Below are 14,902 nucleotides of genomic sequence, written 5' to 3'. Positions count from 1 at the left end.
CCCGGACCGGGGGTCGACCACGGCCGATCATCCGCCGGCCCCTGGGAACAGCCAGGCCTTGGGCGTGATGAACAGGCCGGTGGCCTCCACCAGCGGGGTGCCCGCGGTGTCGGCGATGACGGCGTCCGCCCAGGTCTTGCGCCCCTCCACCCGGGTGACCGCGCCGGTGGCGACCACCGGTTCGCCGTAGGGGACGCGGCCGCGGTAGCGGATGGTCAGGGTTCCCGTCATGCCCGGACGGCCCGCGGCGGCGACGGTGTCGCCCAGCAGGTGGTCGAGGATCATGGCGGTCACGCCGCCGTGCACGGTTCCCGGGGGGCCTTCGTGGGTGGGGCGGAAGGTCAGTTCGGCGCGGCTGCCGCCGGTCGCCGGTCGTTCCACGACTAACGGCAGCGCATGCGGGTTGCACGCGCCGGTGACCGCGTTGCCGAGGTGGCGGAAGGTGCCGTCGGGGCCGAACTCGTGCGGGAGCGGGGTGGCTCGCCGTACCGCGCGGAGACGGTCGGTCAGGGCGGCGAGTTCGGCGGTGACGGCCGCCAGTTCGGCGGGGTCCGCGTCCGTGAGGACGACGGCGTCGACCAGCTCGCGGGCCTGCCGCGCGAGCGCCTCCAGGGCGCTGATCTGGGCGTCCTCGTCACGTGCTGCGGCAACATCAGCGGTCATGCGTCCATTCTAGAACACGTTCTAGCTTTCCGGGTCGTTTGTTCATGTTTGGGTAAAGTTCGTTGACTCTATGCATAGATGTCACTGAATATCCCTTTTGCGAAGGATTCCTCCTTCGTGGCAAGACGTCCACCCCCATGGACCGGGAGGCCCCCCGCTCTCATGAGTCCCGAGATGGAGAAGCTGATCAGCCTGCTGCGGCAGGAGGCCAGCTACACCGAGCGACCAGACGGCCGGACGAAGTTCGGCAAGTGGTACAACAAGGTCGAGAAAGACGCCGACTACTCCACCCAGCCCTGGTGCGACATGTTCCTGTCGTGGGGGGCGAGCAAGCTCGGCTACGAGAAGTGGTTCGGGCAGTTCGCGTGGACCGTCGGGCACGCCCGCTGGTTCCGGGAGCAGAACGCCTGGGGCCAGGAGGCGAAGCCCGGAGCCGTCGTGTTCTACGACTGGGACGGTTCGGGCAGCATCGACGGCATCGACCACGTCGGCCTGGTCACCGCCGTGGACGGCCGCAAGATCACCACCATCGAGGGCAACGTGGAGGGCATCCACGTCCGCGAGAAGACCCGCGACCAGAGCCTCGTCGTCGGCTACGGCTACCCCGACCAGATCCGGGAACGCCTCCAGCCCACCCCACAAACAGACAAACCAGACGTAGCCCCCAGCGTCCGGGACCACGGCACCCCCCACGACAAACCCTGGAAGACCACCCCCTCCGACGGTACGCCTTCGGCCACCACCCCTTCCGACAACAAGCCCTGGCAAAACTCCGGCACCACCCCCTCGACCACGACTCCCTCCGACAGCACCCCATCGGAGACGACTCCGTCGAACCCCACCCCGTCGGCTACCACGCCCTCAGAGAGCACCCCCTCCGCCACGCCCTCCGGGGACACACCCTCGGAGAGCACGCCGTCCGACAACACCCCATCGGACAGCAGGCCGTCGGAGAACACCCCCTGGGACAGCAAGCCCTCGGACGCCACCCCCTCAGACAGCACAACCTCCGACACCGCGACTTCTGACAGCACGACTTCTGACAGCACGACCACCGGCAGCACGACCTCCGACACCGCGGCCTCGGACAGCACGGCCTCGGACAGCACCGCTTCCGACACCACGACCACCGACAACGCTTCTTCCGAGAACACGCCCTCGAACAGCACGACCACCGGCGACACGACCTCCGAGAGCACGCCCACGGACAACACCTCTAACTGGGGCGGATCGGAAAACGCCTCCGACGACACCGCCGGACCGGTCGCCAAGGAGTCCACGGGCAGCGCCAACCCGACCAACAACACAGGCGAGGCCCACGCGTCCCGCACGCCGGAGAAGCACGCGGCCAAGACGCCCTCCAAGCACCCGGCGCTAGCCGCACCCCCCGCCAAATCTCAGACGACCACGGTCATCGACCACCTGACCACCTCCCCCGTCTCCGCCTTCCAGCCGATCCCGGGCAGCAGCCAGCTCCTCCACGCCGAAGCCGTGATCGCCCCCCTCCTCGTCGTCCTGGTCGCCTTCGGCTACGCGAAACGACGCCGGACCCACCGCCTCGCCATCGCCGCCGCGACCCGCTCCGGAGCGATCGCCTCCTCCGACTTCTCCAGCTGGTTCGAACCCTCCGAACCCTCCCCCGAAGACACGGTGGTCTGGCCCGCCCCACCCCCACCCCCGCCCTCCGTGCCAACCCGCCCCTACCACCTCTTCTCCGACCCCGTCTGGCCCGCCCCCACCGCCGACGCCACCCAGGAATTCCCCGCCCCCACCACCTACCGCGGCAAACACACCAAGCCCGAAGCCTCCGACATCTACCGCACCGGCACCCTCCCCGAAGCCCTGGCCGCCACCTGGGCCGACCGCCCCGGCCAGTCCCCCCGCGGCCGCCACCGCAGGGCATAGCCCCGGCCCCAGCGCTCGCTCAGAGCCGGTGAAGCTCCGACGTGCCGAGGACGGCCGAGCGGAGTCGGGCCCGGTGGACTCCCGTGTCGCCGTAGGCCGAGGCGAGCGACCACACCCGGGCGAGCCAGAGCCGGAGGTCGAGGTCGTCGTCGTACCCGGGGGGCGCGTGTACCTGGAGTGCGGCCCGAGCGGCCAGGGAAGCGGCTTCGCCCGCGGACGCCTTGGCGGCGCTGACGGCACGGAGGAGTTCCGTTTCCCCCAGCCGTGGCTGGTCGTCGACGGCCACGGCGGCGGCGTACACGTGCGGCGCCGCGAAGTCGATGGCGATGGCCACGTCCGCGAGCCGGTGCTTGAGCACGGGGAACACCTGGTCGTGGGCTTTCGCGCGCGCCACGGACTCCTCAAGCAGGCGCCGCGCCAGGCCGATGAGCTGCGCGGCCACCGCGACGGTCGCCGCCCGCAGCACCGGCACGGTCCGCGCCCGTGACAGGACACCGCCACCCCGGACCGGCGCCGCCGCCACGCTGAACAGCCGCCGCACCGGATCCACCCCGGGCTGCGGCGTGAGCCGTACCTCATCGGAGGCGAGCACCCGCACGACGCCGTCCTGCTCCACGATGAGCAGGTCGGCGAGGTCGGCGTCGGGGGCGTAGACCTGGTGGCCGAGCCGTACCGAGACGCGGAGGGAGCCGCCCGCCAGCCGGTCGAGCAGGTCGTCGGGCAGCAGCCCCGGCGCGATCACCGCGGTCTCCACCACCGGCCCCGGCAGCGCCGCCCGCCCGGCCTCCTCGAAGGCGAGGATGGCATCCGCCAGCCCGAGCCCGTCCCCGCCGCGCGCCACCAGCATGCCGAACAACCCGATCTCCGCGAGTTGCGCCCACCCGGGGAGCCGTTCCCCGGCCCGGCCGGCCTCCCGCACCGCGCGGGCCGGGCAGTGTTCCGCCAGCACCCGCCGGACGGTGGACCCGAGGACCAGCTGGTCGTCGGTCAACGCGAAATGCAGCCTCACGTTCGAGATGTACGGCGCGCGCCGAATGAACACCATGGCACTTGCTGCCGAATATCGACCCTGTTCATCTCGTATGCCCAATCCATCACGACTAATCGGCCGATACGGACGACATCACCCCCCTGTCGAGGCATGCCAGGAAGAACCCCGCAATAACTTCTCGCATTGGCCGGTACGGCTCTTCGACTCCACACCTAATGCGTTGTTACGCTCCGTAGTCGTGCGAGTGTGCACCGAGATCGGGGGATTTCTAGATGATCAATACTCGGAGGGGTCGGCGTTCATTTTTGCCGGTATTGCTGGGATGCCTGCTCGTGGGCCTGGCGGTCGGCCTGGTGTTGCCGGCGTCGGCGTCCCGGGAGGCCCAGCTGACGGTGCGGGTCACCGACAACCGGACGTACGTGGCTCCATCCGCAACCGTGAACTACACGGTCACCGTACTGAACGAGGGGGGCGAGACGGCCGACGCGATCGCCGCGCAGCTTGAGCTGGGGGCCGGGCTGACCGTGGTGTCGGCCTCCGACGGCGGCAAGGCGGGCGGCGCGGCGGCGAACTGGCCGGCGTTCTCGCTGGCCGGCGGCGCGCAGCGCGTCTTCCGGGTGGTCGCCCGGGTGCCGGACCAGCCCGCTCCCGGCACGCGTTACGAGTCGAAGGCCAACGCCACCGCGCAGGGCACCATCGCCGAGGCGACCGACGAGAGCTTCGTCGGCGCGGCTCAGCTGGCGGTGACCAAGACCGACGGCGCGCAGGAGGCGGTGCGCGGCGACACCCTCACCTACACGATCACGGTCAGCAACCCGGGCACGCTGCCGCTCGGCGGCGTCAACCTGGTGGACAAGTCCGGCAGCGGGCTGGTGTTCGAGTCCGCCAGCCGGGGCGGCGTCTGGAACGAGGCCCACCGCCAGGTGACCTGGCCGGGCTTCGAGCTGGCCGCGGGCGCGCACGAGGTGTTCACGGTCACCGCAAAGGTGCCCGAGGACGCCAAGTCCGGCCAGGTGCTGCGCAACTCGGCCAGCGTGACCGCGCCGGGGCTGAGCGACCAGGCCCTGGACGAGACGCTGGTGACCGTGGCCACCGGCCTGGCGCTGAGCAAGAGCGACGACCGCGACACCGCCAAACCGGGCGAGGACCTGACCTACACCATCACGGTCCGCAACACGGGCGAGGTGGACCACGCCTCCGTCTCGCTGGTGGACCGGTTCGGCGACCGGCTCAAGTTCGTCTCGCTGAACCCCTCGGAAGGCTCGTACGCCGACCGCGAGGTCCGCTGGCCCGACTTCCCGCTCAAGGCCGGGGAGCGCCGGGTGTTCTCGGTCGTGGCCCGGGTGCTCGCGACCGGCGAGACGGACCTGATCAGGAACGAGGTGATCGCGACCACGTCGAACGGACGGCTGGCGCGCGCGGAGGACACCACCGTGCTCCTCCTGCCGCCTCCGCCGCGGATCGCCGTGCCGCCGAGCCCGCGGCCCAGCCCGAGCCCGAGCCCGACGCCCACCCCCAAGGTGGCCGTCGACGTGGCCAAGGACGAGACGCGGACCCCAATCGTCCCGACGCCCGAACCGCCCCGGCAGGACAAGTGCCCGCACACCCAGGTGATCCGGGAGGTCCGGATCGAACGGCCGGTCACCTGCGAACTTCACGGAGGAAACAACAAGAACATCGTCAACAACCCCGGCTTCCGCGACCACGACCACGGCCACCCCGGCGACTTCGGCGGCCACCCAGGCCGCCACTTCGACCACGGCAACCCCGGCCACCCCGGCCATCACGGCCATCCCGGCGACTTCGGCGGCGACTGCCCGGGCGACTGCTGCCCTGACGACTGCTGCGGGGACACCTGCCCCGGCGGCGGTCCGACGCTGCCGTCCACGGGTGTGGTCATGGTTCCGGTCGTCGGCGCGGGCGCGCTGCTGTTCACCCTGGGCTCCGGCATCCTGGTGATCACGCGCAGGCGCCGGCGCGGGATCTGATCCACCGAACGAAAGCAGGAGCCCCCGGTAACCCGGGGGCTCTTCGCTTTCCCCCCTGGTCACCGCCGCTTCGGCCATTTACGATTCCTAGGCCCGCTGGGTGAACGTTCAACCGGCTCACGGCGTCACTTCTGTGACACACGTGAAGGGGGTGACGTCAGGTCGACAGGGTCACCGGAAGTCGTGCCCGGCTCGTCGGCGAGTTGGAGTCGGCGATCCGCGACACGCCGAAGACCGTGCTCGTCGTCGGCGCGGCCGGAATCGGGAAAACCCACCTGCTGGGCGAGCTGACCGCCCGCGCGGCGGGATTCCGCGTGCTGCGCGGCCGGGCCCGCGAGCTGGACGAAGGTCTCGCGTACGCGCCGCTGGTGGACGCGATCGAGTCGCTCGGCCGGGACAAGAGCGTGCAGCCCGGCCTGTGGGAGCTGTACGACGCGATCGACCGGGCCGCGCTCGGCCACCCCGCCAAGCACGCCCCCGGCAATCCCGTCGCGGCGCCGGCCGTGCTCGCGGCCCAGCTGCTGGAGTCCCTGCCTGGCCGTACGCTGCTGGCCATCGACGACGTGCACCACGCCGACGCCGACACCCTGCGCCTGCTGGCCGCCCTCCCCCGCAGCGCCCCCAGCCTGGCCATCCTCTGCACCGCCCGGCACGTCCCGGCCCTGGACGTGGACCTCACCGTACGGCTGGAGCCGCTCACCCGCCCCGAGGTGAGCGACCTGATCAGCTCGCTGCTGGACCGCACGCCCAGCGACAACATGATCGACCGGGTGCTGAACGAGAGCGGCGGCAACCCGTGGTTCGTCCGGGAGTCGGTGCTGGCCCTGGTGCAGGGCGGCGCGGTCCGCTCCCCCGACCCGGACGCCCGGCGCGGCGCCATCCTGTCCCGCGTCTTCCAGCGGGACCGGTCGGGCCGCGACCTGGCCCGGGTGCTGGCCACGCTGGGCCGTACCCGCGACACCACCGCCATCGACACGCCGGGCACGCTGGAGGCGGTGGCCGAGCTGGCCGGTCTTGACGCGCGGGCGGGCGAGCGCGCCCTGGTCGGCCTGGTCCGCGACGGCGTGCTCGTCTACACCGGCGACGGCTACGCCTTCGCCCACCCGCTGGTGGCCGAGGCGCTCTACGACGACCTGAACGCGGGCGAACGCCGCCGGCTGCACGCCCGCATCGCCGAGCTGCTGCAACGCCAGGGACTCAACGGCGCCCGCCGGGTGCTGGAGTGGGCCACCCACCTGGCCGAGGGCGGCCCGCCCGCCGACGCGCTGGCCGCGATGCTGCGCGCCGCCGACCTGACCCGCTGGACCGCCCCGCTCTCCGCTGCCCACTGGTACGGCCGCGCCGCCGAGACCGCCGACGACCCCGGCCAGCGCGGCGAGCTGCTGGCCCGCCAGGCCCTGTCCTACTGGAAGGGCTCCCGTCCGGCGCTGGCGCTCAACTCCGGGCAGCGGGCGCTGGCGGTGCTCCCGCCGGGGCGGCGGCACACCCGCACCGCGTACACGGTGGTGGGCGCGGCGCACGCGATGGGCTGGTACGACGTGGCTCTGACCATCGCCGCCCAGCAGATCCCGCGCTCCGACGACCCGACCGCGCTGATCGCCCAGCGCGCCCTGCTCCTGGCCGAGCTGGGCCGCCCGCTCGGCGACCACGTCGCCAGGGCCTGGGAGGGCCTGCCCGGCTGCCCGCCGGAGGACCGGATCATCACCGCGGGCGCGCTGGCCATCCGCGCGCTGCTGGACGGCGACTGGCGGGAGTCGCAGCGCGCGGTGGCCGAGCTGCTCGCGTTCGCGGCCGCGCTGCCGCCGGGGGCCAGGCTGGCCGCGCTGGAGTCGGCCGCCCACGTGACGAGCACGGCCGGCCTGCGGGCCCGCTCGGCCGAGTTGCTGGACCAGGCCGAGCAGATCCACCGGGGCCTGGGCTGGCACGACATCGCCGGCCAGAACGTCCGGGTGACGGCGCTGGTCCGGCGGCTGGCCGGGGAGTGGGACCGCGCGATCGCCGGCATCCGGGCGGGCGCGGGGCCGCTCGCGGAGGCGGGCCTGCTGGAGAACCACGGCCTGCTGCGCAACATCGAACTGGACATCCTGCTCGACCAGGGCCGCTACGAGGAGGCGGCGGTCGTGCTCGACGACCCGCCGCCGGCGTGCGCCACCCAGACCGGGCTGCGGCACACGATGCGGGCCCGGCTGGCGCTCGGTCAGGGCGACCGAAGCGCGGCGCGCGGCTGGGTGGAGCGCGCCCTGGCGGCCGGGGTCGCCGACGTGAGCCACCGGGCGCTGGCCGTCCAGGTGCTGATCCACGCGGCGGCCGGGGACATCGAGGGCGGACGGCAGGCCGCCACCCGGCTGGACGAGGAGGCGGCGAACGGCACGCCCCGGGCCAGGATGGCGGCCGACCTGGCCATGGGCTGGGCCTTCACCGACACCGACAGGGCCGGGGCCGCGCTGGACCGGGCCCGCGCCGACGGGCTGCCGTTCGAGGAGGCCAGGGCCCGGCTGGTGCTGGGCACGATCGGCGACCACGCGCAGCTCGGCCGGGCGCACACCGCGTTCAACGCGCTCGGCGCGATCCCGTGGCGGGACCGCGCGGCCCGGCTGATGCGCGACGCGGGCCTGGCTCCGGCGGGCGCGCTCACCCCGGCCGAGCGGCGGGTGATCGAACTGGTGGCGGGCGGCCTGAGCAACCCGCAGATCGCCGACGAGCTGCACTACAGCCGCAAGACCGTCGAGGTCTACCTGACCCGCGTGTACGCGAAGACCGGCTTCAAGTCCCGGGTGGAGCTGGCGCTGGCCGTGGAGCGCGGGGAGCTTTAGGGAACTCCCTACTGGGCCGCGGGGGGCCCGCGCCGACAGGATTCTCGCATGGGGATCCTGGAATATGCCGACAAGGTCTGGCGAGGCTCGGTGCAGGCCGACGAGGTGCCGCTCGCCGACCTGCGCGCCGGCGGAGCCCAGGAGGTCGCCGAGGGCGTGGCCATGTGGCCCGCCTTCGGAAACGTGTACGCCATCCGGGGAGAAGCCGGTCTGGCGCTTTTCGACACAGGTAACGCGGTGGACGCCCCGGCCATGCACCGGGCCGTACGTTCCTGGTCGGACGAGCCGGTCCGGTACGCGATTTTCTCGCACGGGCACTTCGACCATGTGGGGGGAATGGAGTGTTTCGACGAGGAGGAGGGATCACGGCCGGTCGTCGTCGCGCACGAGGGCGTGGCGAACAGGTTCGCCCGATATGCCAGGACTGCCGGGTACAACTCGGTGATCAATCAACGGCAGTTCGGGTTCGCCCAGATGCACTGGCCGGCGACCTATCGCGTACCGGACCTGACCTACCAGGAGCGGCTCACGCTCTCGCTCGGCGACGTCACCTTCGAGCTGCGTCACGCGCGCGGCGAGACCGATGACGCCACCTGGGCGTTCGTCCCCGAGCACGGCATCCTGCTGACCGGCGACCTGTTCGTCTGGGTGACGCCCAGCGCCGGGAACCCGCAGCGGGTGCAGCGCTACCCGGACGAGTGGGCGGTCGCGCTGCGGACCATGGCCACCCTGGACGCTGAGCTGCTCCTGCCCGGTCACGGCCTGCCCATCTCCGGGTCGATCCGGGTCCGGCGGGCCCTGGTCGACACCGCCGACTACCTGGACAGCCTGGTCGAGCAGACCCTCGACCTGATGAACGCGGGCGCTCGGCTGGACGAGATCCTGCACTCCGTGAAACCGCCCCTGGAGCTGTCGCAGCGGCCGTACCTGCAGCCGTACTACGACGAGCCCGAGTTCATCGTGCGGAACATCTGGCGGCTCCACGGGGGCTGGCACGATGGCAACCCGGCCAACCTCAAGCCCGCGCCGGACGCGGTGTTCGCCCGCGCGATCGCCGAGCTGTCGGCCGGCGCCGGCACGGTGGCCGGGCGGGCGGTGGTGGCCGCGGCGGAGGGTGATCTGCGGCTCGCCTGCCAGCTGGCGGAACTGGCGGTGCAGGCGGAGCCCGACGACCACAAGATCCACGAGATCAGGGCCCGCGTGTACGCGCTGCGCGTCCAGGAGGAGCCCGGCGCGATGGCCCGCGGCGTCTACGCCTGGGCGGCGGCCGAGTCGCGCAGCAAGGTCACCGGCAGCGACCTGCTGGACGTCTACCACGAGGTCACCGACGGCCGGATGTGGTGGATCCCGGCCGGCGCCGCCGACCGGAACTGATCAAGCTAATAAGTGATCGAAGGACGCCATGCGCTGGCATTCTCGATCATGCTCGGTCCGCAGCCGGTCGAGCGCGACCCCCGCGTCACCGGCCTCCGGCTCACCTGGCTCCGGCTCCCAGCCGCCCCCGGCCCGGCAGTCCGGTCTTGGAACCTCATCGCTGACCGGATCGGCGGCAGACCCTCCGCACGGCCGCACCGCGAACGGTTCGGCCTGCTCATAGAAGACCAGCACCGCGTCCTCCCCCCGTCACCACCACACTACGCCGGGGGTCCGGCGGCCCTCAGAACAGGTCAGAACAGGACAGACGTGAAGGTGTCCACCTCGCGGAACCCGACCTTCTTGTACGCCGCCCGCGCCGGCAGGTTGTAGTCGTTCACGTAGAGGGTGACGGTCGGCGCGAAGTACTTGAGGGCCTGTTCGACCACGGTGGCCATGCCGGCGGCGGCGTGTCCCCGGCCCCGGTAGAGCGGATCCACCCAGACGCCCTGGATCTGGCAGGCCTGCGGGGTCACCGCGCCGATCTCGGCCTTGAAGACGACCTGCCCGTCCTCGATGCGGGCGTAGGACCGGCCGATCCTGATGAGCTCGGCGACCCGGGAGCGGTAGAGGGCTCCGCCGTCGCCGTTGTCGGGCGAGACGCCGACCTCCTCGGTGAACATGGCGACGCAGGCGGGCAGCAGGGTCCCGAACTCCTCCGGGCGCACCCGCCGCACATCGGGGTCGGACGCGACCAGCGGGGCCGAGGAGGTGGCCATGACGGGCTGCGCCCAGCGGATGGCCCTGGCCCGGCCCCAGTGCGGTTCCAGCCGCTCCCAGAGCAACTCGACCGCGGCCGACGGGCCGACGATCGAGGAGCAGCGGCGGCCCTGCTTGCGGGCACGGTCGGCGAAGGCGTGCACGGCCTCCCGGCCCGCGTTGACGGGGACCAGGTTGGCCCCCGCGTAGCACAGGGAAATCAGCCCGCCGCGCGGGCCGAATCCCCACATCTGACCGCCGAGCCTCGTGGGACTGAGGCCGACGGCCCTGATCCGAGACGCGACGAAGACGTTGGCGACCGGATCGGAATCGAGGAGCCCCAGCACCTCGTCTCGATCGTTGTCGTCCAGCACGCGCGACGCCGATGTGCGCAGCATCACGTGGCCAAGCCTACGCGACGACCTCGATTTTGGTAGTCACCCCGGAAGCTGGGAGTTATGCCGTCAACCCGGTCTCAACCCTTACCGGTCAGGACTCGGGCCAGCGAGGCGTGCCGGGCCTGGATCCCCGTGGCCATCCGGGCCGCCGCGCGTGGCGCCGCCACCGCCGGGCAGCTCACGTCGGACTCCCGGCCGGCCTTGCGCTGCGGCGTCATCGTGCCGTCCCGCAGGTACGTCACGACCTGCCGGTCCACGCACGGGTTGCCGGCGAACGTGACCCCGTGGTTTCCGCCCGGCTCCGACACCAGCCGCGCCGCGGGGAACGCGTCCCGCAGGCTCAGCGCCCCCGGGTACGGCGTGGCCGCGTCCCGCTCGGCCTGCACCAGCATCACCGGCAGGTTCCTCGCCCCCACCCGGATCGGCTTGAGGCCCTCCTCGGGCCAGAACGCGCAGGGCGCGTTGTAGATCGTGTTCGGCCAGGCCAGGAAGGGCGCCTTCGCGTGGATCCGGGCGGCGTCGGCGTGCCAGCGCGCCCAGTTCCGCGGCCAGGCGGCGTCCCGGCACTGCACGCCCAGGTACACGGCGTAGCCGTTCTCGTCCGCGGCGTCGTTCTCGCCGTGCTGGTGGTAGGCCTCGATCAGGCCGGTGGTGTCCCCGGCGCGGACGTAGTCGGAGAAGGCCTGGCCCAGCTGCGGCCAGACGTGGTTGCTGTAGCCGCCGACCGTGAAGATGTCGTCGAGCTCGCTCGGGCCGACGATCCCGCCGGCGGGACGGGACCGCAGGCGCTGACGCATCGCGTACCACGCGAACTCGACGGCCTTGGGGGTGTCGCCGATCCGGTAGACGGCCTGGTTGGCCGCCATCCAGGCCAAAAAGTCGCGGTGCCGCCGGTCGAAGGCGTAGTTCTGGGCGATGTTCGCCTGGTACCAGACGCCCTTGGGGTCGACCACGCTGTCCAGCACCATGCGGCGCACCCGCTGCGGGAACAGGGTGGCGTAGACGGCCCCGAGATAGGTGCCGTACGAGTAGCCGAGGAAGCTGATCTTGTCCTCGCCCAGGGCCTCCCGGATCACGTCCATGTCGTGGGCGGTGTTCTCGGTGGTGAGGTGCGGGAGGAACCAGGACCACCGGTTGGCGCAGCCCTCGGCGAACTCCTGGGCCCGCCCGAGCAGCGCGTTCTCCTCGTCCTCGTCGCGCGGCACGCTGTCGGGGCGCGGGGCCTCGTAGTACCGCTTGACGTCCACGCAGCTGAGCGCGGGCCGGCTGGCCCCCACCCCGCGCGGGTCGAAGCCGATCACGTCGAACCGGGCGGCCAGGTCCGCCGGGAGCTTGGACGCGACGTATTCGGCCAGTCTCAGCCCGGACGCGCCGGGGCCGCCGGGGTTCACCAGCAGCACCCCGAGATGGTTGTGATCCCGGGCGGCCGTGCCCTTCAGCCGGTTCAGCGCGATCGTGACCTGCTGCCCGTACGGCTCCGCGGGGTCGAGCGGGACGCGCACGGAGCCGCATTCCACCCGGCTCCCGGGTGCGCAGGCCCCCCAGGTGATCGTCTGCGGCCCGGCCGCGGCCGCCTCCGGCCTCAGCCCTATGAACAGTCCGGTGCAGAGCACCGACACCCCTGCGACCGCCCCGATGACCCGCATCACCCGTACACTCCCTCTGCTCAGACCGCAAAGACCAGCTTCCCTTCAGTAACAGCCCGATTACCATACGCACATGGCGATCGTTGTCACTGTGTAGTGATGATGTTGCTCTGTGTAATCACATTCATCACATCCGAGACTCCTGAAGTGATGAATGTTTCAACGGGTTCACCTGCCGATATTCCCCTGTGACGCGATCTTCGCGGGGGTGTCTGCGCACGTTGTCCGGGGGCCGGGCCACCCCCTCCGCAGGCCCCGAAACCAGGTTCCCGCCCGCTCGCGACCGCCCGTCCTGTACGCCCCCGTAAATCCCCCGCACCATCGAGGCACTGCAGGGGAGTCGGCGTCGCGGCCGGGGCCCGCAGCGAATCCAGACGCCCGCTTCTCAGGCTGGACTACGACCAGCCCCGCCTCACCGGGCTGGCCGGAAGGGAACTCATGGTGAACTCGACAGGCAACGTGGCTCTGCGGGCCACGCTGGAACAAGGAAAGAGACTCAGGAGACGTCTGACCATCTGGGCCTCCGCACTGGTCCTGGCGCTCGGAACCGGCCTCGTGGTCTCGCCCACCCAGGCGACCGCGCACGGCGTCAACATGTTCCCCGGCGCGCGTACGTTCCTGTGCTGGCAGGACGGACTCCGGGACAACGGCCAGATCCAGGCCTACAACCCGGCGTGCGCCCAGGCCATCGCGGCCAACGGCACCACGCCGCTGTACAACTGGTTCGCCGTGCTCCGCTCCGACGCCAACGGCCGGACCACCGGTTTCATCCCGGACGGGCAGATCTGCAGCGGCGGCACCGGCGGCCCCTACAACTTCTCCGGCTACAACGCGGCCAGGACCGACTGGCCGACCACGCACCTGACCTCAGGCGCCAGCTACCAGTTCCGGTACAGCAACTGGGCGGCCCACCCGGGCACCTTCCACCTGTACATCACCCGGAACGGCTGGAACCCGAACTCGCCGCTGGCCTGGGGCGACCTCCAGTCGTTCGGCAGCGTCACCAACCCGCCGCAGAACGGCGGCCCCGGCGGCCTGAACTACTACTTCTGGAACCAGCAGCTGCCCTCCGGTAAGAGCGGCCGGCACATCATCTACATCCAGTGGGTGCGCTCGGACAGCCAGGAGAACTTCTTCAGCTGCTCCGACGTCGTCTTCGACGGCGGCTCCGGCCAGGTCACCGGTGTCGGCCCGAACCAGGGCTCGCCGTCCAACCCGCAGAGCCCCGGCCCGTCGAGCCCCGGCCCCTCCAGCCCGGGTCCGTCGAGCCCCGGCCCGTCCAGCCCGAACCCTGGTGGCGGCGCCTGCACGGCGACCTACACCAACAACCCGATCAACTGGCCGGGTCACTTCCAGGGCACCGTGACCGTGCGCAACTCCAGTAACAGCCAGATCAACGGCTGGACCGTACGGTGGAACTTCGCCGGCGGCCAGACCTTCGAGGGCTCACCATGGAACGGCGTGGTGATCTCCAACCCGCCCAATGTGGGGGTCCGCAACGCCAACTACAACGGCACGCTGGCGCCGAACGCGACAACCTCGTTCGGCTTCAACGGCGCGGGCAACGCGCCCAGCCCGGTTCCGACGCTGACCTGCACCAGCCCGTAACCGAACCCGTCCAGGGGCCCGGCGCGCCGCGCCGGGCCCCTTCCGGCTGACATCCCCCAGGTCAGGAGGACCACATGCTCGAAACCCCGGCATCCGAGCAGGTCGGCGAGGACCGCCCCGCGCAGAACCAAGGCGTGGCGCGCGAGCGCGTCATCTGGACGGTCGGGGCGACGCTCCTGGTCGTGGTGATGGTCGGCCTGTTCCTGCGCGGCGTGATGTCCTCCTCCGGCCCCTCGGCCGGTCCCGCCAACGGTCTGCCGGAGGACCGCCCCTCCCCCGTGTACGCCCTCACCGAGGACCTGCGCGCGCAGCTCTCCGTCCAGGTGACCGGCATCCTGGAGAAGTCCTCCCCCGCCCAGCACCACGCCCACGGCCACGACTTCGGCGACGAGTACGAGAAGCGGGAACTGCGCGTGGTCTGCGCGGTGGACCCCTTCGGCGTGGAACCGGTCACCGCCACCACCCTGGCCGAGGTGAGGATCGTCTACGCCCAGCACATGTGCGCGGTCGACGAACTCGGCGACCCGTGGGCCAAGTCCATCCGCGTGGCCGGGCCGCTCGCCGTCACCCTTACCGGGAAGGAGCCCGTCGTGGAGCTCCCTCTCGCCGGCGAGGGCTACCCGGAGCACGTGCGCGAACTGATCCCGCCGTACTTCCTGGAGTCGGCGTTCAGCAACTACTTCGACCCGCAGACGCTTGAGCGCGCCCGCGAACGCTTCGAGAGCAGTAACACTGGCCGAGCCTCCGGCTCGGCGGGCTTGGCCGCTCCGTAGCCGGT

11 protein-coding genes and 1 pseudogene are annotated in these 14,902 nt (G+C 71.6%); 7 read left to right on the top strand and 5 right to left on the bottom strand.

The annotated features are described in order from the left end of the window. Window positions 1-27: 27 nt before the first annotated feature. Window positions 28-663 carry a PaaI family thioesterase gene (locus tag Aph01nite_RS39215; RefSeq protein ID WP_204046156.1) on the bottom strand — a complete coding sequence of 212 codons (636 nt, stop codon included), beginning with the start codon at window positions 661-663 and terminating at the stop codon, window positions 28-30. 162 nt (window positions 664-825) lie between these two features. Here Aph01nite_RS39215 and Aph01nite_RS42375 point away from each other — a divergent pair, with 162 nt between their 5' ends. Continuing rightward, on the top strand, window positions 826-2,568 hold the full coding sequence (locus Aph01nite_RS42375; protein WP_204046155.1) for a CHAP domain-containing protein: 1,743 nt from the start codon (window positions 826-828) through the stop codon (window positions 2,566-2,568). A 19-nt stretch (window positions 2,569-2,587) separates the two neighbouring features. Here Aph01nite_RS42375 and Aph01nite_RS39205 read toward each other — a convergent pair whose 3' ends face one another. After that, window positions 2,588-3,577: an acyl-CoA dehydrogenase family protein gene (locus Aph01nite_RS39205; protein ID WP_204046154.1), complete on the bottom strand. Its 990-nt coding sequence runs from the start codon at window positions 3,575-3,577 to the stop codon at window positions 2,588-2,590. A gap of 287 nt (window positions 3,578-3,864) precedes the next feature. On the opposite strand from Aph01nite_RS39205, the gene Aph01nite_RS39200 reads away from it, so the two are divergent. The 4 genes and pseudogenes from Aph01nite_RS39200 (at window position 3,865) to Aph01nite_RS39190 (ending at window position 9,734) form a co-directional block, all read left to right on the top strand. Continuing rightward, window positions 3,865-5,547, top strand: coding sequence for a DUF11 domain-containing protein (locus Aph01nite_RS39200; RefSeq protein ID WP_204046153.1), 1,683 nt, complete (start codon window positions 3,865-3,867; stop codon window positions 5,545-5,547). Window positions 5,548-5,744: 197 nt separating this feature from the next. After that, window positions 5,745-6,161 (top strand): annotated as a pseudogene (locus Aph01nite_RS41920) (ATP-binding protein); the annotation flags it as partial. Between the two features lie 144 nt (window positions 6,162-6,305). Continuing rightward, window positions 6,306-8,360: a LuxR C-terminal-related transcriptional regulator gene (locus tag Aph01nite_RS42525; protein ID WP_307836824.1), complete on the top strand. Its 2,055-nt coding sequence runs from the start codon at window positions 6,306-6,308 to the stop codon at window positions 8,358-8,360. Between the two features lie 48 nt (window positions 8,361-8,408). Beyond that, complete coding sequence (locus tag Aph01nite_RS39190) at window positions 8,409-9,734, top strand: alkyl sulfatase dimerization domain-containing protein (RefSeq protein ID WP_204046151.1); 1,326 nt, start codon at window positions 8,409-8,411, stop codon at window positions 9,732-9,734. Here Aph01nite_RS39190 and Aph01nite_RS39185 read toward each other — a convergent pair whose 3' ends face one another. From Aph01nite_RS39185 to Aph01nite_RS39175, 3 genes are all read right to left on the bottom strand, one after another. Continuing rightward, window positions 9,735-9,968 carry a hypothetical protein gene (locus Aph01nite_RS39185; protein ID WP_204046150.1) on the bottom strand — a complete coding sequence of 78 codons (234 nt, stop codon included), beginning with the start codon at window positions 9,966-9,968 and terminating at the stop codon, window positions 9,735-9,737. 59 nt (window positions 9,969-10,027) lie between these two features. Continuing rightward, on the bottom strand, window positions 10,028-10,870 hold the full coding sequence (locus Aph01nite_RS39180; RefSeq protein ID WP_204046157.1) for a GNAT family N-acetyltransferase: 843 nt from the start codon (window positions 10,868-10,870) through the stop codon (window positions 10,028-10,030). A gap of 77 nt (window positions 10,871-10,947) precedes the next feature. Continuing rightward, window positions 10,948-12,516, bottom strand: a complete 1,569-nt coding sequence (locus tag Aph01nite_RS39175; protein ID WP_204046149.1) for an alpha/beta hydrolase — start codon at window positions 12,514-12,516, stop codon at window positions 10,948-10,950. Window positions 12,517-12,954: 438 nt separating this feature from the next. Here Aph01nite_RS39175 and Aph01nite_RS39170 point away from each other — a divergent pair, with 438 nt between their 5' ends. Next, entirely contained in the window at window positions 12,955-14,124 is a 1,170-nt protein-coding gene (locus tag Aph01nite_RS39170; protein ID WP_204046148.1) for a lytic polysaccharide monooxygenase auxiliary activity family 9 protein, read from the top strand. A 74-nt stretch (window positions 14,125-14,198) separates the two neighbouring features. After that, window positions 14,199-14,897, top strand: a complete 699-nt coding sequence (locus Aph01nite_RS39165; protein ID WP_204046147.1) for a hypothetical protein — start codon at window positions 14,199-14,201, stop codon at window positions 14,895-14,897. Window positions 14,898-14,902 lie beyond the last annotated feature (5 nt).

This window comes from Acrocarpospora phusangensis, assembly GCF_016862995.1.
Classification (GTDB): domain Bacteria; phylum Actinomycetota; class Actinomycetes; order Streptosporangiales; family Streptosporangiaceae; genus Acrocarpospora; species Acrocarpospora phusangensis.
Note: the sequence above shows the minus strand (reverse complement) of the source record. Positions and strands in the feature narration are given on the sequence as shown.